The sequence below is a fragment of the Caulobacter sp. ALps2 genome (assembly GCF_058681635.1).
The window spans coordinates 1,490,759-1,507,710 of the sequence record NZ_CM178743.1 but is presented as its reverse complement, the minus strand read 5'-3'; the positions used below and the strand labels follow the sequence as shown (position 1 = coordinate 1,507,710).

Annotated in this window: 19 protein-coding genes; 10 read left to right on the top strand and 9 right to left on the bottom strand. The window is 68.1% G+C overall.

From position 1 onward, the window contains the following. Positions 1–65: 65 nt before the first annotated feature. Positions 66–659, bottom strand: a complete 594-nt coding sequence (locus ACW173_RS07095; protein ID WP_492084177.1) for a Spy/CpxP family protein refolding chaperone — start codon at positions 657–659, stop codon at positions 66–68. 237 nt (positions 660–896) lie between these two features. On the opposite strand from ACW173_RS07095, the gene ACW173_RS07090 reads away from it, so the two are divergent. Next, on the top strand, positions 897–1,790 hold the full coding sequence (locus ACW173_RS07090; protein ID WP_492084176.1) for a DMT family transporter: 894 nt from the start codon (positions 897–899) through the stop codon (positions 1,788–1,790). On the opposite strand, the gene ccmB is transcribed toward ACW173_RS07090, so the two are convergent. Further along, entirely contained in the window at positions 1,787–2,452 is a 666-nt protein-coding gene (gene ccmB, locus ACW173_RS07085) for a heme exporter protein CcmB (protein ID WP_492084174.1), read from the bottom strand. The genes ACW173_RS07090 and ccmB overlap by 4 nt on opposite strands. Continuing rightward, a complete protein-coding gene (ccmA, locus tag ACW173_RS07080) occupies positions 2,449–3,063 on the bottom strand; it encodes a heme ABC exporter ATP-binding protein CcmA (RefSeq protein ID WP_492084173.1) in 615 nt (204 codons plus the stop codon). The genes ccmB and ccmA overlap by 4 nt, the downstream gene beginning before the upstream one ends. 182 nt (positions 3,064–3,245) lie before the next feature. On the opposite strand from ccmA, the gene acnA reads away from it, so the two are divergent. From acnA to ACW173_RS07065, 3 genes are all read left to right on the top strand, one after another. Beyond that, the gene (gene acnA / locus ACW173_RS07075; RefSeq protein ID WP_492084171.1) at positions 3,246–5,936 is read left to right on the top strand and encodes an aconitate hydratase AcnA; all 2,691 of its coding nucleotides are present in this window, start codon (positions 3,246–3,248) and stop codon (positions 5,934–5,936) included. Between the two features lie 159 nt (positions 5,937–6,095). Then, positions 6,096–6,818, top strand: coding sequence for a DUF1223 domain-containing protein (locus tag ACW173_RS07070; RefSeq protein WP_492084170.1), 723 nt, complete (start codon positions 6,096–6,098; stop codon positions 6,816–6,818). 579 nt (positions 6,819–7,397) lie between these two features. Beyond that, positions 7,398–7,757, top strand: coding sequence for a DUF2794 domain-containing protein (locus ACW173_RS07065; RefSeq protein WP_492084169.1), 360 nt, complete (start codon positions 7,398–7,400; stop codon positions 7,755–7,757). A gap of 53 nt (positions 7,758–7,810) precedes the next feature. Here the strand turns inward: ACW173_RS07065 and ACW173_RS07060 are convergent, their stop codons facing one another. Next, a complete protein-coding gene (locus ACW173_RS07060; protein ID WP_492084167.1) occupies positions 7,811–8,152 on the bottom strand; it encodes a hypothetical protein in 342 nt (113 codons plus the stop codon). Positions 8,153–8,250: 98 nt separating this feature from the next. Next, positions 8,251–9,003, bottom strand: coding sequence for a Bax inhibitor-1/YccA family protein (locus tag ACW173_RS07055; protein ID WP_492084166.1), 753 nt, complete (start codon positions 9,001–9,003; stop codon positions 8,251–8,253). A gap of 199 nt (positions 9,004–9,202) precedes the next feature. Here ACW173_RS07055 and ACW173_RS07050 point away from each other — a divergent pair, with 199 nt between their 5' ends. Together ACW173_RS07050 and thpR are read left to right on the top strand one after the other, a co-directional pair. Beyond that, entirely contained in the window at positions 9,203–10,255 is a 1,053-nt protein-coding gene (locus ACW173_RS07050) for an aldo/keto reductase (protein ID WP_492084165.1), read from the top strand. Between the two features lie 14 nt (positions 10,256–10,269). Then, positions 10,270–10,809 carry an RNA 2',3'-cyclic phosphodiesterase gene (thpR, locus tag ACW173_RS07045; protein ID WP_492084163.1) on the top strand — a complete coding sequence of 180 codons (540 nt, stop codon included), beginning with the start codon at positions 10,270–10,272 and terminating at the stop codon, positions 10,807–10,809. An 8-nt stretch (positions 10,810–10,817) separates the two neighbouring features. Here thpR and ACW173_RS07040 read toward each other — a convergent pair whose 3' ends face one another. Beyond that, positions 10,818–11,198 carry a DUF2237 family protein gene (locus ACW173_RS07040; RefSeq protein WP_492084161.1) on the bottom strand — a complete coding sequence of 127 codons (381 nt, stop codon included), beginning with the start codon at positions 11,196–11,198 and terminating at the stop codon, positions 10,818–10,820. 90 nt (positions 11,199–11,288) lie between these two features. Between ACW173_RS07040 and ACW173_RS07035 the strand changes: the two genes are divergently transcribed. Together ACW173_RS07035 and ACW173_RS07030 are read left to right on the top strand one after the other, a co-directional pair. Beyond that, the gene (locus ACW173_RS07035; RefSeq protein WP_492084159.1) at positions 11,289–12,173 is read left to right on the top strand and encodes an HpcH/HpaI aldolase/citrate lyase family protein; all 885 of its coding nucleotides are present in this window, start codon (positions 11,289–11,291) and stop codon (positions 12,171–12,173) included. Between the two features lie 20 nt (positions 12,174–12,193). After that, positions 12,194–13,174, top strand: coding sequence for a hypothetical protein (locus ACW173_RS07030; RefSeq protein WP_492084158.1), 981 nt, complete (start codon positions 12,194–12,196; stop codon positions 13,172–13,174). On the opposite strand, the gene ACW173_RS07025 is transcribed toward ACW173_RS07030, so the two are convergent. Then, complete coding sequence (locus ACW173_RS07025) at positions 13,171–13,596, bottom strand: HIT domain-containing protein (RefSeq protein WP_492084157.1); 426 nt, start codon at positions 13,594–13,596, stop codon at positions 13,171–13,173. The genes ACW173_RS07030 and ACW173_RS07025 overlap by 4 nt on opposite strands. Further along, entirely contained in the window at positions 13,589–14,635 is a 1,047-nt protein-coding gene (locus tag ACW173_RS07020; protein WP_492084155.1) for a MaoC family dehydratase, read from the bottom strand. Before ACW173_RS07020 ends, ACW173_RS07025 begins: the two co-directional genes overlap by 8 nt. A 135-nt stretch (positions 14,636–14,770) precedes the next feature. Here ACW173_RS07020 and mdh point away from each other — a divergent pair, with 135 nt between their 5' ends. Continuing rightward, positions 14,771–15,733 (top strand): malate dehydrogenase, encoded by a 963-nt coding sequence (gene mdh, locus ACW173_RS07015; protein ID WP_492084154.1) that lies wholly within the window; start codon positions 14,771–14,773, stop codon positions 15,731–15,733. Positions 15,734–15,800: 67 nt separating this feature from the next. Here mdh and ACW173_RS07010 read toward each other — a convergent pair whose 3' ends face one another. Beyond that, entirely contained in the window at positions 15,801–16,232 is a 432-nt protein-coding gene (locus tag ACW173_RS07010; RefSeq protein ID WP_492084152.1) for a CBS domain-containing protein, read from the bottom strand. Positions 16,233–16,350: 118 nt separating this feature from the next. On the opposite strand from ACW173_RS07010, the gene ACW173_RS07005 reads away from it, so the two are divergent. Continuing rightward, the gene (locus ACW173_RS07005; protein WP_492084150.1) at positions 16,351–16,857 is read left to right on the top strand and encodes a DUF1993 domain-containing protein; all 507 of its coding nucleotides are present in this window, start codon (positions 16,351–16,353) and stop codon (positions 16,855–16,857) included. The last annotated feature ends 95 nt before the right edge of the window (positions 16,858–16,952 follow it).

The window sequence follows — 16,952 nt, the reverse complement described above, 5'->3', positions numbered from 1 at the left end:
AAGACTTGGGAAGAGGAGAAGACGCGGCGGTTACAGGCCCGCCGCGCCTTCACGCTCGATCGGGGTCAGCCGACCTTGCGTTGGATGATGACTTTCCGATCACCGCTCTTGAAGACGTCCGGACCGCGCGTGTCGAGGCGGTGGATGTGGAAGCCGCCGCCGTCGCGGCCGCCGTCCATGCCTAGGACGTCGAAGGTCTTCTGCTGGCTGGGGGTCAGGGCCAGGTAGAAGGCGCGGGTGGCTTCGGCGCGGGCCTTCATGGCGTCGGCGGCCTTCGTCATGTGGTCCAGGCGTTCCAGCGTGGTCGGCGGTTCGTCCTCGCGGTCGGCGCTGGCCGCTTCTTTCTTGATCGTCGTGATCTTGGGCGAGGTGGCCTCGACATAGGCCTTGAGGGCGCGGTCCTGGTCGGGGCGGAGCTGAAGCACGTCCCGCAGGCGCTGGGCGCGCTTTTCCGGATCGGGGGCGCGGAAGTGGTGGCCCATCATGGCCATGTCCGGACCCATCGCCATCAAGGCGTCCAGGGGCGGCAGCGGCGGGGCCGGGGGCGCCGGCGGGGCGGGCGGAGGCGGCGGCGCGGGGATCTGGGCCACGGCCACACTGGCGGTCAGGGCGGTGACGGCGACGCCCGCGAGCGCCAGGCGAACAAACGATTTACGCATGGTTGTGAGCTCCCTCTGGTGTTGATGGCGGAGAGCTTGGCCATCGGGATATGGCGCGAAAATGTCGAGCTTCATGAACAATGTTACAGGATTGGCGGGCAGCGGAGATGAAGCTCTCCTTGCGCTCAAGCCGACGGACGTTATGTCAGCTGCCATATCCGGGACACGTCATCCTCTAGACACCGCGCACGGGCCGCCTTGCGTCGCGTCCCCGTTCATCCCCGGCGCGGAGTTTCCATGAAATCGCTCGCTTTCGTCGCCCTGGCCGTCGCGGGGATTTCCTGGGGTCTTGGCTTTCCGACGGGCAAGCTGATCCTGACGGAGATCGACGCGGCCCACATGGTGCTGCTGCGCTTCGTGGTCGCCGCCCTGGCCGCCGCGCCGTTCGCCCTGCGCTCGCCGGAAGTCCGCGCCCTGTTCAAGTCGCCGGTCGTGCTGCTGGCCGGCGTGCTCTATGGCGTGGCCTTCATGGTCCAGTTCGAGGGCCTGGCGCATGTGTCGGTCACGGTCGCGGCGCTCCTCGTCGGCGCCATGCCGGCCCTGATCGCGGTCAGCGCCAAGCTGTTGGGCGAGAAGGTCTCGCGGATGTCGTGGGCTGGGGTCGCGGGCGCGACCCTGGGCGCGGCCCTGATCGCCGGCAAGCCGGACGGGGCGAGTTCGCCGTGGGGCGTGGCCCTGTCGATCGGGGCGCTGTTCCTGTTCCTGGCCTGGCTGTTGACTTTGAGAAGGGCGCCGCCGGCCCCGAACGCCATGGCCATCCCGGCGGTGTCGATCATCGTGGCGGCCGCGACCGTGCTGCCGATCGCCTTGGTCATGCACGGTCCGCCGAAGCTGGATCTGTCCGCGTCCGTCTGGACCGCGATCCTGGCCCAGGGTGTGCTGGCGACCCTCCTGGCCACCGCCGCCTGGCAATATGGCGCGGCCCGCGTCGGGGCGGCGAGCGCCGGGGTGTTCATCAATATCGAGCCGCTGATCGGCGCGGCCTGCGGCGTGCTGTTGTTCGGCGACCAACTGACCGCGGCGTTGCTGGCCGGCGGGCTGCTGATCATCGGCGGCAGCTTGCTGGTGGTGCTGGGAGAGAAGAAGGCGGCGCTGGGAGATGTGCGGGCGACGGTGGCGCCGGCGGCCTAATCCAGCGCGTTCCGGCACGCCGCGCCCATGGCCAGCGGCGACAGGGCCACGGCCCCCGCGCAATAGGCTAGCAGCAGCAGCAGCCCGCTCGTCCACGGCAGGCCGGCCGAATAGCCGTCCAGCGCGCCGGCCCCGAAGATCACCGGCGGCGCGAACAGCGGCAGGACGATCACCGCCACCAGAAGCCCGCCGCGCTTGGACCCCAAGGCCAGGGCCGCGCCCAGCCCGCCCAGGAAGGCGAAGGCCAGGCCGCCGGCCAGGGCGCACAGCACCAGCAGCGGCATGACCTTGAGCTCGGCGCCCAGCATCAGGGCCGCGACCGGGGCGGCCAGGGCCAGGGGCGCGCCGGTGGCCAGCCACTGGGCCAGGCACTTGGCGACGGCGACGGCCTCCAGCGGCGCGGGCCCCAGGGCCAGCAGGTCCAGGGTCCCGTCCTCGTAGTCGCGCTCGAACAGACGCTCGAGGGAGAGCAGCGCCGCCAGGGCCAGGGCCAGCCAGGCGATGCCCGGCGCGATGGCGGCCAGGCGTTCGGGCGCGCGACCCGAGGCCATCGGCAGCAGCACCACGACGCAGGCGTAGAAGGTCAGGGCCAGCAGCGGGCCGCCGCCCCGGCCCCAGGCCAGGGCCAGCTCTCGCCGCAGGAGGACGCCGAACGCCTTCATGCGCCAACCTCCACGTCTCGAGCGGGAATGGGCAGCGGGTCGTGCACCGAGGCCAGGATCATGCCGCCGCCGGCCAGATGTTCGGCCATCATCGCGCCGAACGCCGCGCGCTGGGCCGTGTCCAGCGGGGCCATCGGCTCGTCCAGCAGCCACAGCGACCGGGGACTGGCCGCCAGTCGGGCCAGGGCCAGGCGTCGGCGCTGGCCGGCCGACAGCCGGCGCACCTCCAGGTCCAGCAGGCGGTTGAGGTCGAAGCGTTTGGCCGCCGCGCGGGCGCTGTCTTCGGTCCCACCCGTCCACAGGGTCTGGAAGCGCAGTTCCTCCCAGGCGGTGCGGCTGGACTTCAGCCCGTCCTGGTGGCCCAGCAGATGCAGGTGCTCGGCCCGCGCCGTCTCGGTCTCGATCGGTCCGCTCTGGCCTTCGAACGTCACGCCGCCCTCGACCGGTCGCAGCAGACCGGCCACGGCCCGCAGCAGGCTGGTTTTCCCCGCCCCGTTGCGCCCGACCAGGGCCGCGGCCTGACCCGCCTCGAGCGTCAGATCCAGCCCCGAAAACAGCCGTCTTTCGCCCCGCGTTATCGCCAGATCCTTAATGAGAACAACTCTCAACATGCCAAGACCCCGCGCGCGACATGGACGTTGAGCGGAGGTGGCGCTAAGAAGCGCGCGGTCGCCCCCCTCCAGTCGTTCAGGGTGGTACGCGGCGCGGAGGCGGAACCTGTGCGTCCCTTCCGATTAGCGCGTGATCCCGGGAGAGGTTTTCGGGCGGCCGTGGACAGAGAAGGATCCTTAGAATGGCGTCTGTGGACAGCCTGAAAGCCCGCCGGGAAATCAAGGTCGGCAACAAGTCTTACGTCTATTACAGCCTTCGCGCCGCCGAGGAAGCCGGTCTTGCCGGAACTTCGTCGCTGCCGGTCTCGATGAAGGTGCTGCTGGAAAACCTGCTGCGCAACGAAGACGGCGTCTCGGTCAACGAGGCCGATCTGAAGGCGGTGGCCGCGTGGCTGGACAACAAGGGCTCGGTCGAGCACGAGATCAGCTTCCGTCCGGCGCGCGTGCTGATGCAGGACTTCACCGGCGTTCCCGCCGTCGTCGACCTGGCCGCGATGCGCGACGCCATGGTCGCCCTGGGCGCCAACCCGGCCAAGATCAACCCGCTGAACCCGGTCGACCTGGTGATCGACCACTCGGTGATGGTCGACAACTTCGGTAACCCGAAGGCCTATGACGACAACGTCAAGCGCGAGTACGAACGCAACATCGAGCGCTACCGCTTCCTGCGTTGGGGCTCGTCGGCGTTCAACAACTTCCGCGTCGTCCCGCCCGGCACCGGCATCTGCCACCAGGTGAACCTGGAATATCTGGCCCAGACCGTCTGGACCAACGAAGTCGACGGCGCCGAAGTCGCCTATCCCGACACCGTCGTCGGCACCGACAGCCACACGACCATGGTCAACGGCCTGGCCGTCCTGGGCTGGGGCGTCGGCGGCATCGAGGCGGAAGCGGCCATGCTGGGCCAGCCGATCCCGATGCTGATCCCGGAAGTCATCGGCTTCAAGCTCACCGGCGCCATGCCGGAAGGCGCGACCGCGACCGATCTGGTTCTGACCGTCACCCAGATGCTGCGCAAGAAGGGCGTGGTCGGCAAGTTCGTCGAATTCTACGGCGACGCCCTGGCCAACCTGACCTTGGAAGACCAGGCGACGATCGCCAACATGGCGCCGGAATACGGCGCGACCTGCGGCTTCTTCCCGATCTCGGCCTCGACCGTGGCCTATCTGAAGGGCACCGGCCGTTCGGCCGAGCGCGTCGCCCTGGTGGAAGCCTACGCCAAGGAACAAGGCCTGTGGTGGGAGCCCGGCGTCGCCGAGCCGACCTTCACCGACAGCCTGGAACTGGACCTGTCGTCGGTTCAGCCGTCGCTGGCCGGTCCGAAGCGTCCGCAGGACCGCGTCCTGCTGGCCGACGCCTCGGTCAAGTTCGCCGAGTCGCTGGCTGGTGAGTTCGGCAAGGCCGACCAGACCGACCTGCGCGCCCCGGTGGAAGGCGAGAACTTCGACGTCGGCCACGGCGACGTGGTCATCGCCGCCATCACCTCGTGCACCAACACCAGCAACCCCTCGGTCCTGATCGCCGCTGGCCTGCTGGCCAAGAACGCGGTCGCCAAGGGCCTGAAGACCAAGCCGTGGGTGAAGACCTCGCTGGCGCCTGGTTCGCAGGTGGTCACCGACTACCTGGCCAAGGCCGGCCTGACCAAGCACCTCGATGCTCTCGGCTTCAACCTCGTGGGTTATGGCTGCACCACCTGCATCGGCAATTCGGGCCCGCTGCCGGAAGCCATCAGCAAGACCATCAACGACGCCGACCTGGTGGCGTGCTCGGTTCTGTCGGGCAACCGCAACTTCGAAGGCCGCGTGAACCCGGACGTGCGCGCCAACTACCTGGCCTCGCCGCCGCTGGTGGTGGCCTACGCCCTGGCCGGCTCGCTGAAGATCGACCTGGCCACCCAGCCGCTCGGCCAGGACAAGAAGGGCAACGACGTCTTCCTGAAGGACATCTGGCCTTCGAACGAAGACATCGCCGCCCTGCAGCGCAAGGCCATCAACGAGAAGATGTTCGCCACCCGCTACGGCGACGTCTTCAAGGGCGACAAGAACTGGCAGGGCATCAAGGTGACCGGCGGCCAGACCTACGCGTGGGAAGGCGACTCGACCTACGTCCAGAACCCGCCCTACTTCCCGAACATGTCGATGACCCCCGCTCCGGTCACCGACATCGTGGAAGCCCGTATCCTGGCCGTCTTCGGTGACTCGATCACGACGGACCACATCAGCCCGGCCGGTTCGATCAAGACCAGCAGCCCGGCCGGTCAGTACCTGATCGACCAAGGCGTCGAGCCGGTGGACTTCAACGGCTACGGCGCGCGTCGCGGCAATCACCAGGTGATGATGCGCGGCACGTTCGCCAACATCCGCATCCGCAACAAGATCACGCCGGAAATCGAAGGCGGGGTGACCAAGCACTTCCCGACCGGCGAGACGATGTCGATCTACGACGCCGCGATGAAGTACCAGGCCGAAGGCCGTCCGGCGGTCGTGTTCGGCGGCAAGGAATACGGCACCGGCTCGTCGCGTGACTGGGCCGCCAAGGGCACCAAGCTCCTGGGCGTCCGCGCGGTGATCTGCGAAAGCTTCGAGCGCATCCACCGCTCGAACCTCGTCGGCATGGGCGTTCTGCCGCTGCAGTTCGTCCAGGACGGCTGGCAGAAGCTGGAGCTGACCGGCGAGGAGATCGTCTCGATCCGCGGCCTGACCGACCTGGCGCCGCGCAAGCAGCTGATCGTCGAGCTCTACCGCCCGACCGACGGCCGCATCGCCCGCTTCCCGGTGCGTTGCCGCATCGATACGCCGACCGAGCTCGAGTATTTCAAGAACGGTGGCGTTCTGAACTACGTGCTGCGCAACCTGGCCAAGTCGGCCGTCTGAGCCTCGGGTTCGGACCTGTGAGAAAAGGCGGCTGGCTCCCTTGGGGGCCGGCCGTTTTTCTTCGGGGCAGACGGTGACAACGTTTTCTCCCCATGGACTGGCGTCTTTCACGGTCTCGTGAACGGCTATCCGGGACGTTCTTGGCTTAAGTGACCCGCAATGCGTAAGGCCGTCCTCCCCCTGCTCGCCCTGGCCCTGTCCGGCGTCTTTGTTCCCGCCGCCTGGGCCGCGAAGCCTCCGGTGGTGGTCGAGCTGTTCACGGCCCAGGGCTGCTCGTCCTGCGGCAAGGCCAACCAGGTCGCGGCGGACCTGGCCAAGGAAGACGGCGTCCTCACCTTGACCTATTCGGTCGACTACTGGGACTACCTCGGCTGGAAGGACACCTTCGCCAAGACCGCCTTCGCCGACCGCCAGCGCGCCTACGCCAAGAAGTTCGCCCTGCGGGACGTACCCACGCCCCAGGTGGTGGTCGGCGGCCGCGTCCAGGCCTCGGGCGCCAAGGCCGAGGCGGCGCCCGACCTGGTCAAGACCGCCATGCGCTCGCCGATCAACGCGCCGGACATGCAGGTCATGGGCAAGACCCGCGTCGCTGTCGGCTCCGGCCCCGCCCCGCGTGGGGGCGGCGAAGTGTGGCTGGTCCGTTACGACCCGCGTGAACAGGACATCGCCGTCAAGCGCGGCGACAACAAGGGCCAGACCCTGGTCCACCGCAATGTGGTGCGCGAGCTGGTCAAGCTGGGCTCCTGGGCCGGGCGACCCAAACTCTACCGCCTGCCGACCGCCATCGGCGCCGACCCGGACCTGGAGACGGTGATCCTGGTGCAGGGCGCCAAGGGCGGCCGCATCCTGGGCGTGCTGGAAACCACCAAGACCGAGCGCTAGCCGCCGACTTTCCCAACCTTCGGCCAAAAGAAAAACCCGCGTGGCCGGAGGGGACGGGCCACGCGGGTTCCTTTTGCATGCCGACGAGAAGCGTCTCGTGACCGGGCGGGCTGGGGGGCTGGACAGGAACCCGGTCCGCTCTTCGTCGACACGTCCTTTATCGCGGCCGCATCGGGCGACGGATCGACCAAACCAAGGTCGTTTCTGGGCGGAGCGTGGCCTCTATACGGCGGCCTTCCGAAACGCGGACGGCAAAAAGCCCGCGCGGTGGGGGGAGGATCCGCGCGGGCTCATTTGGGGGAGGGGATATAGAGTTTGTCGGCTGACCGGCCCGCGATCTGGGGGGCTGGGGGGGCTGTTCAGGATCCGAGACCTTGGGATGTCCGATCAGCCGACGATGTTGTTATCAACCCGCAAACAGGCGGGCGAAGGACCGAAATAAGGTCATATCGGGGCGCACCGTGACCATGCCGTGTCATTTTCGCCGGGCGTGACCGTCGCGACACGGATCGGTTCGCGTCGGCGAAACCCTGGGCGGCGGGCTGTTCCATTCGGCCGATTTGGGCTTAGATTCACCAGATGGCCCTGGATTCCCATCCCACCGCGCCCGTCGGCGGCCCCAATGGCAGCCCCAATGGCGGCGTCGTGTTCTTCGAGCGACGCGAGCTGGACCAGCTGATGCGACTGTACGGCCGGATGGTCGCGGCTGGCGAGTGGCGCGACTACGGCATAGCGGGGCTGTCGGACCGGGCGGTGTTCTCGATCTTCCGCCACGCCGCCGAGGCCCCGCTCTATCGCGTCGAGAAGCATCCGGCCCTGGCCCGTAAGCAGGGCGCCTGGGCGGTGTTCGGCCAGGGCGGCCAGATTCTCAAGCGCGGCCATGAGCTGGCGCTGGTGCTGCGGGTGTTCGAGAAGGGCAAGTTCTCGGTGGTCGACTAAGCGCGTCAGGCGCGGTGTCAGCGGTTTCGCCGCCCGACGCGCGCCAGCCTAATCTAGAACGAGAAGCCCAGCTTGGCGCCGACGAAACGTCCATCGTTGTCGTAGCCGCGCGCCGTGCCGACGCCGCTGGTGTCCGCGCTGGGCTGGATACCGCACAGCACGCCGACCCCTCCGGAGATCGCGCCGTCCCGGCGTTCGATCGCCGTTCGGGCGACGCCCCTGGGCAGCGGGGCTGGAGCCTGGGCGTAGCGCAGCTCCACCGGCCCGACCGGCTTCAGGTTCAGGGGCGTGGAGAGGTTCGGCGGCTTGGCCATGCGCGGATAGGCGGGGATCGTCTCGGCGTGCGCGCTGGCGGCGGCCATCAGGGCGGCGGTGAGGGCGAGGGTTCGGATCATCGTCGTCTCCATGCTCGCCAATGTGGGCGCGAACCGCCCGAAGAAAAAGCCCCGGCGGTTTCCCGCCGGGGCTTCGTCGTCCGGAACTTCGGGCCGTCCTAGCGACGGGCGCCCAGGAGGCTGAGCAGGAAGCTGAACAGGTTGTAGAAGTTCAGATACAGGTTCAGCGCGCCGTAGTTGGTGGCCACGGCCATCGATTGGCGGTCGCCGCCCATCTCGTAGTAGGTCATCTTCAGACGCTGGGTGTCGTAGGCGATCAGGCCCGCGAAGATGAACACGCCCAGGATGCTGATGATGAATGACAGGCCCGGCAGGTTCAGGAACATCTGCACCAGCGAGGCCAGCACCAGGCCGATCAGGCCCATGATCAGGAAGCTGCCGAAGCCCGACAGGTCCTTCTTGGTCGTGTAGCCGACCAGGCTGAGGCCGCCGAAGGCGATGGCGGTGATCAGGAAGGTCGAGGCCACCGAGGCGCCGGTATAGGCCAGCAGCCACACGCCCGCGCCCGCGCCGATCGAGGCGACCAGCGCCCAATACAGGATGCCCGACGAACGCGACGTCGGATTACGCATGGCGAACATCGACACCAGCAGCATGGCCAGCGGCGCGAAGCGGATGATGGTGCCCAGCATGGTGAAGCCGGCCAGGCGGCCGTCGGGGGTCAGCACGTACAGCTGGCTGGCGACCGGCGTATAGGCGCTGGTCAGGAAGGCCAGGCCCGCCGACAGCAGGAGACCCAGCGCCACCTTGTTGTAGACGCCGAGCATGAAACTACGCAGGCCGGCGTCAACCGACATGTCGGCGCGATCCGCCGGGATCGAGCGCGCGTAGTCGCGGTTGAAGTCGTTCATCGAATTAAGCCCTTGAGCTAGAGCGTCCACGGTGGACGCCCGTTGAATATCGGGTGTCCTGGCCCGTCGCGCAATCCCCCTCCGCGATGCGTTCATGGTATGCGTTCGCGAAAGCGGCTGAACGCGGGCCCGCCTTGCGGCGCGACAGCGGACACCCTTAGAAAGCTTGCCGGACAAGGCAGAAGAAGGGCGCTCGCCGATGGACTACGCCAAGCTGGGTCGCACGGACGTGTCCGTCTCGCGCTGCTGCCTGGGGACCATGACCTGGGGCTCGCAGAACAGCGAGGCCGAGGCTCACGAGCAGATGGACTACGCCCTGGGGCGCGGGGTCAATTTCTGGGACACGGCCGAGATGTACGCCAGCCCGCCCAACGCCGAGACGCAAGGGCGGACCGAACGCTATATCGGCTCGTGGCTGGAGAGGACCGGCAAGCGTCACGAGGTCGTGCTGGCCTCCAAGGTGGCCGGCCAGGGCGCGGCGTTCGGCGGCCTGTCCTGGATGCGCGAGGACGGCGCGGTCACCCGCCAGACCAAGGCCCAGATCGACGAGGCCGTCGAGGGCTCGCTGCGTCGTCTGAAGACCGACTATCTGGATCTCTACCAGCTGCATTGGCCTGATCGGAAGGTGCGGGTGTTCGGCGGCCAGGCCTATAGGGACTACGACCAGGACTTCGAGGCGTTCGGCGACATCCTCGAGGCGCTGGACACTCACGTGAAGAAGGGCTCGATCCGCCATCTCGGCGTTTCCAACGAGTTCCCCTGGGGCGTCATGCGCTTCCTGGCCGAAAGCGAGACGAAAGGCCTGCCGCGCATCGCCTCGATCCAGAACGCCTACCATCTGGCCAACCGCACTTTTGAATACGGCCTGGCCGAGATCGCCATGCGCGAGCAGGTCGGCCTGCTGGCCTATTCCCCGCTGGCCCAGGGGCAGCTGACGGGCAAGTATCTGGACGGCGCCCTGCCGGCGGGCTCGCGCAAGGCGCTCTACAACCGCATGCAGCGCTATGAGGGGCCCGGCTCGCAGGAGGCGTTCCGCGCCTATGTGGACTTGGCCAAGGCCAACGGCCTGGATCCGGCCCAGCTGGCGCTGAAGTTCTGCGACACCCGCCCGTTCGTGACCGCCACCATCATCGGCGCCACGTCGATGGACCAGCTGAAGACCGCCATCGACGCCTTCGATCTGGCCTGGACCGACGACCTGGAGACGGCGGTCAACACCATCCACGCCCAGCACCCCAACCCCTGTCCGTAAATGTTATCCCGCCGATGATCCGTCTCTTCACCGCCATCGCCATTCCGCCGGACATCGGCCAGGGCCTTCTCTCGCGCCAGCACGGGATCGAGGGCGCGCGGTGGCGGCCGCTGGAGGCGTTCCACATCACCCTGCGCTTCATCGGCGACGCGCAGGAGCCCGTGGCCGCCGATCTGGACGAGGCGCTGGCGCGGATCACCGCGCCGGCCTTCGACCTGACCCTGGCCGGTGTAGGCCATTTCGGCGAGGGCCCCGACATCCACGCCGTCTGGGCCGGGGTCGAGGACAGCGCGCCGCTGCGCCGCCTGCAGAAGGCCAACGAGAGCGCCGCCCGCGCGGCCGAACTGAAGCCCGAGAGCCGGCTCTACACGCCCCACGTCACCCTGGCCTATCTGAAGCGCGCCGCCGTTCCCGAGGTCGGCGCCTGGATCCAGGCCAACAACCTGCTCCATTCGCCCAGCTTCCCTGTCGACCGTTTCGGCCTCTATTCCAGCTGGCGGACCAGCGAGGGCTCGGCCTACCGACTCGAGCAAGAATACCCGCTGGCGGGCTGATTCCGCCCTCAAGCCACCGCGTGGTCCTTCAGCACCCCCAGGGTGACGATGGCCAGCATCTCCTCGTGGGTGGCTTCCAGCACCACCTGGGGCGCCATGCCGGCGTCGAGGGCTTCCTTCCAGCGACCGGCGCACACGCACCAACGGTCGCCGGCCTTCAGGCCCGCGAAGGCCAGTTCGGGGCGCGGCGTCGAGAGATCGTTGCCCTGGGCCTTGGAGAAGGCCAGGAAATCGTCGGTCATCACCGCGCAGACGGTGTGCAGGCCCAGGTCGTGCGGACCCGTCTCACAGCAACCGTTTCGGTAGAAGCCGGTGACCGGGTCCATTGAACAGGCGGCGAGTTCGCCGCCCAAGACGTTCTTGGCGTTCTTGTCGTAACGGGTGCTCATGTGAGCGATCCTACGCTCGCTTCCCGTATTGGGAAGGCTTTTGCCGTCGCGCGGCGATGCGTAGGGTCGAAAGGCCAAGGGAGTTCTCGCATGTCAGACACGACGATTCGCCCGCGCCGCAGCGCCCTCTACATGCCGGCTTCCAACGCCAAGGCGGTCGAAAAGGCCCGCGCCCTGCCCGCCGACGTGATCATCCTGGACCTGGAGGACGCCGTCGCGCCGGAAATGAAGCCGGCGGCGCGCGAGGCCGCCGTGGCGGCGGTCAAGGCCGGCGGCTTCGGGGCGCGCGAGGTGGTGATCCGGGTCAACGGCCTCGACACCCCTTGGGGCCTGGACGACCTGCGCGCCGCCGCGCGGGCCGGCCCGGACGCGGTTCTGGTTCCCAAGGTGGACGACGCCGACGACGTGCGCCTGTACGACCAGCACCTGAATTCCGCTCCGCCGGCGACGCGGCTGTGGACCATGATCGAGACCGCCAAGGCCGCCTTCCACCTGTGGGAGATCGCCGGCGCCGTGCATGGCACCCGGCTGTCGGCCTGGGTCATGGGCGTCAACGACTTCGCCAAGGAGATGCGGGCCCGCCAGACCCCGGACCGCGCGCCGTTCTTGCCGCTGCTGACCCTGTCGGTCGCCGCCGCCCGCGTCCATGGCCTGACGATCCTGGACGGCGTGCACAACGACATCGAGGACCTTGAGGCGCTGGAGGCGGTCTGCGTCCAGGGCGTCGACTTCGGTTTCGATGGCAAGACCCTGATCCATCCCAAGCATCTGGAGATCTGCAACCGGGTGTTCTCGCCCTCGCCGGCGGACATCGCCTGGAGCCAGGCGGTGATCGCGGCCTTCAACGCGCCCGAAAATTCTGGCAAAGGCGCCTTGCGGGTGGACGGCAAGATGGCCGAACGTCTGCATTTGGCGCAGGCCGAGCGCCTGGTCGCGGTGGCGCAGGCCATCGAGACCCGGTCCGCCGGCGCCTAGGGGGTCCTAGAAGGTTTCTGATGCGGGCTATCGTTCTCTCCGTCGTCATGGTCGCCAGCCCGGCGCTGGCGCAGCTGCCGGCGACGCCCGCGCCTGCTTCGCAGGTCTCCGCTCCGGCGATCAGTGACGCGCCGGTCAGCACCGCGCCCGCTCAGCCCGCGACGGACGCTCAAGTCCCGCAGGCCATCGACCCGCTGGCCGACCTGATCTCGCAGAGCACCCAGACCACCGACGAGGAAGAAGCCGAGACCGCCAACAAGCCCGCGCCCAGGCACCGGGCGACGATCCTGCCGATCCCGCCGCCCGAGCCTGAAGCGCCGGCCGCGTCGGGGGCCGCCCTGACCACCGCCCAGGTCTACGAGATGCGGGTCAAGGGCTCGGTCGCGGCCGCGCAAAGTCTCCAGGGACCTTTGGACGGCGGCTGGCGGATCAGCGGCGCCGACGGCGGCCAGATCTATGCCTTGCAGATCGTCGACAAGGCCGGCGGCTACGGTGAGCTGGAAGGCGCCTGGCGCGACGTCCGACGGCCCGGCAGCGTCGGCTCGACCGGCCTGGTCGAAGACATGCGCCGGGACGGCGGCGACATTGTCATTCGCTTCAGCCCAAGGGGCGGCCAGTCCTCGATCCTGACCCTGCGGCCGGCCGGCTACGAGCGCTGGGCGGGCGAGCTGACCGAGAACGGCCAGGCGATGGCGGTGGTCGCCGAGCACATCCTGCCCCAGGCCCCGCCCGGCTACGAGACCGACCGGCGTGGGCCTTACGTATGGCCGGTCGCCCAGCGCGCCGCGGTCAGTCGCGCGGCTCCCGCGGCGCCCGCCTGCTCGACCAAGGGCAAGAAGGGCAAGGCCCTGAAGGCCGCCAAGGCCAAGTGCGCGGCGGCGGCGAAGAAGAGCGGCAAGGGCTCGGCCGCCAAGAAGGGCAAGGGCGGCAAGGCCAAGGCGACGCCCGCCAAACGCGGCAAGGCGACGGCCAAGAAGAGTTCGACGAAGAAAAAGCGCTAGGCCTTCAGGGCCTTGCGCGCCGCTTCGATCGGAGCCGCCAGGGCTTGGGTCGAATAGGCGCTGGCTGGGCCGTGACCCCAGACGGGACCGGGCCAGGCCGGATCGTCCTCGCGGCGGCCGACGACGTGGACGTGCAGCTGGGCGGTGACATTGCCCAGGGCGCCGACGTTCAGCTTCTTGATCGAGAGACCCAGGGCCGCGCCGACCGCCCGCACGGCGGTCCCGGCCAGGACGATCTCTTCCATCAGCTGGATCCGATGGGCGGTGTCCAGTTCCTCGATCTCGCGCAGATCGGGCTGGCGAGGGATCAGGACCAGCCAGGGATAACGGCTGTCGTCCTGCAGGCGCGCCTCGCACAGCGGCAGGTCGGCGACCTTGTGCGACGTCGCCACGAAAGCTGGATCAATTTGGAAGTCAGCCACGCTTGGGAACCGCCGCCCAATAGTCGAAGTCGAGAATGACGGCGGGATCGTAGACCCCTTCGCCGTCCTTGTCCGGGAAGTCGGCGCACGGCCGGTCCTTGGTCGCCACCAGCCGCAGGCGCAGCGCGCCGACGTCGCCGAGATCGGCCTTGTCCAGCACCTGGCTCCAGGCGAACACCGTGCCGCCGGCGAAGAACGGGGCCACGTGCCGCCCGCCGTTGATCGCCAGGATCAGGCCGGCATTCTGCAAGCCGTTGAACGACAGCGCCTTGGCGGTCGAGATCACCACCCCGCCATAGACCAGCCGGCGGCCGGACGGGTCCTTGGCGCGCTCGAACTGGTTGAAATGGACCTTGGCCGTGTTCTGCCAAAGTCGAGTAGCAAGCTGCTGCTCGGCCTCCTCCACCGCCATGCCGTCGACATGGTCGATCTTCTCGCCGACCGCATAATCCTCGAAGGCGTGCGGCGCGCCGGCCAGGGCCCAATCGTAGCCGGCGAAGTCGAGGCCTTCGGGAACCGTGAGATCGGCCGGGGCCACCGCCGCCGACAGGGTTGGAACCGACTGCTCGGCGATTTCGGCCTCATGGTCGCGTTTCCGCACCATCACCCAGCGCACGTACGACAACACCGCCTCGCCGCGTTGGTTCGTGCCGGTGGTGCGGACATAGACGACGCCGGTCTTGCGGTTGGAGTTCTCCTTCAGCCCGATCACGTCCGAGACGGCGCTCAGGGTGTCGCCCGGAAACACCGGGGCCAGGAAACGACCCTCGGCATAACCCAGATTGGCGACCGCGTTCAGGCTGATGTCCGGCACGGTCTTGCCGAACACGACGTGGAAGGCGATCAGCGGATCGACCGGCGCGGCGGAAAGGCCACAGCCGCGGGCGAACTCATCGGATGAGAACAGCGAAAAGCGGGGTCCGTACAACGCCGTGTACAGCGCGACATCACCCGCCGTGACCGTTCGAGGCGTGGCGTGGACCAGTCTCTGGCCAAGCTGGAAGTCCTCGAAGAAATGGCCCGGATCGGTCTTGCTCATCCGCCGTGGTCCTTATCGTTGTTCAGCCATCTTTGCCGCGGTGCAGCGAAACGGGAAAGAGGGCTTGAGGCCGAGCCGCGACGGGTCTAGACCGCGCCGCGACATTCCACTGTCCACAGCCTTGATGGAGACCCCATGGCTCGCGCGAAGATCGCCCTTATCGGCGCCGGCATGATCGGCGGCACCCTGGCCCACATCGCCGCTCGCGAAGAGCTGGGCGACGTGATCCTGTTCGACATCGCCGAAGGCACCCCGCAGGGTAAGGCGCTCGACATCGCCGAAGCCTCGGCCGTGTTCGGCAAGGACGTGGCCCTGAAGGGCGCCAACGACTACGCCGACATCGCCGGCGCCGACGTCTGCATCGTCACCGCCGGCGTGCCGCGCAAGCCGGGCATGAGCCGCGACGACCTGCTGGGCATCAACCTGAAGGTCATGAAGGCCGTCGGCGAAGGCATCAAGGCCCACGCCCCCAACGCCTTCGTCATCTGCATCACCAACCCGCTCGACGCGATGGTCTGGGCCCTGCAGCAGTTCTCGGGCCTGCCGAAGGAAAAGGTCATCGGCATGGCCGGCGTCCTGGACTCGGCCCGCTTCGCCTACTTCCTGGCCGAAGCCACCGGCGTGTCGGTCGAAGACATCCACGCCTGGACCCTGGGCGGTCACGGCGACGACATGGTGCCGATGGTCCGTCACTCGACGGTCGGCGGCCTGCCGCTGCCGGAACTGGTCAAGCAAGGCTGGCTGACCCAGGAGAAGCTGGACTCGATCGTCGAGCGCACCCGCAAGGGCGGCGGCGAGATCGTCGCCCTGCTGAAGACCGGCTCGGCCTTCTACGCCCCGGCGGAATCGGCGATCGCCATGGCGACGTCGTACCTGAAGGACAAGAAGCGCGTCCTGCCGTGCGCTACCTACCTGACCGGCCAGTACGGCCTGAACGGCCTGTATGTCGGCGTGCCGGTCGTCATCGGCGCCGGCGGCGCCGAGAAGATCGTCGAGTTCGAAACCAACGACGCCGAAAAGGCGATGTTCGCCGCCTCGGTCGCCTCGGTGCAGGGCCTGATGGAAGCCTGCAAGGCCATCGACAGCTCGCTGGTCTAAGCCAACCTCGATCCTGAATGACGAAGGGCGGCTCCTCGCGGGGCCGCCCTTTTTCTTTGTCCGGAGCCTAGTGCGCCGCGTCGCCCGGTTCCTGGGAAATCTCTTCCAGGGTCTTGCCGACCTGCTTGGCGCCGTAGTCCTTGGCCACGTCGCCCAGGGAGAGGATGCCGCTGAGATTGCCGGCGTTGTTCAGAACCACCAGGCGGCGGACCTGGTTGTTGGCCATCTTGGCGGTGGCGTCGGCCAGGATGTCGTCTTCCTTCACGCTCAGCACCTCGCCGTCGGACATCACGTCCGAGACGGCGCTGTCGAAGCTGCGGCCTTCGGCGACCACGCGCAGGACGATGTCGCGGTCGGTGACCACGCCCACCACCTTGCCGTCGTCGACGACGGGGACGACCCCGCTCTCGACCTTGGCCATGGTCTGGGCGACCTGGCGGATGGTGTCGGTGGGACGGGCGACCGAGACCTGGCTGGTCATGGCGTCGCTGACTTTCATGGGGAAACCTCGCGGGTTGAACTCGAGGCCTTAAAACCCGCGCCCATGCCGGACAGTTCCGCTTCCGGTCGCCGCCATGCGGTCCTATCTAGGCGCATCGTCTTCCCGGAGCTTCTTCATGTCGATCTCGATCCGTCAGGCCAGCGTGCCCGTGTTCATCCAGGGCCTGAAGGGTCTGAAGGGCGTGCTGGCCAAGGCCGCCGCCCTGGTCGAGGCCAAGAAGTGGGACCCCGACGCCCTGCTGAAGGCGCGCCTGTACCCGGACATGTTCCCGCTGATCCGCCAGGTGCAGATCGCCACCGATTTCGCCAAGGGCGCCGCCGCGCGCCTGGCTCAGGCCGAAGTGCCGGCCTGGGACGACGTCGAGACCTCGTTCGAGGACCTGATCGCCCGCATCGACCGCGCCATCGTCTTCGTGGAAGGCCTGGACGTGGCCGCCTTCGACGGCGGCGAGGCCCGCGACGTCCAGCTGGTCCGCCGCGGCGAGACCAAGACCTTCAACGGCCTGGACTATCTGCAAGGCCAGGCGATGCCGAACTTCTTCTTCCACATCACCACCGCCTACGCGATCCTGCGCCACAACGGCGTCGAGGTCGGCAAGCGCGACTTCCTGGGCACGGCGTAAGCACGCGCCACCTACATCCGTCTCCCCGGCGAAGGCCGGGGCCCAGATGGAAGAGCGTGGGGTGGGTTCCTCGAACCCAGCGCTCCTTCCAGTCA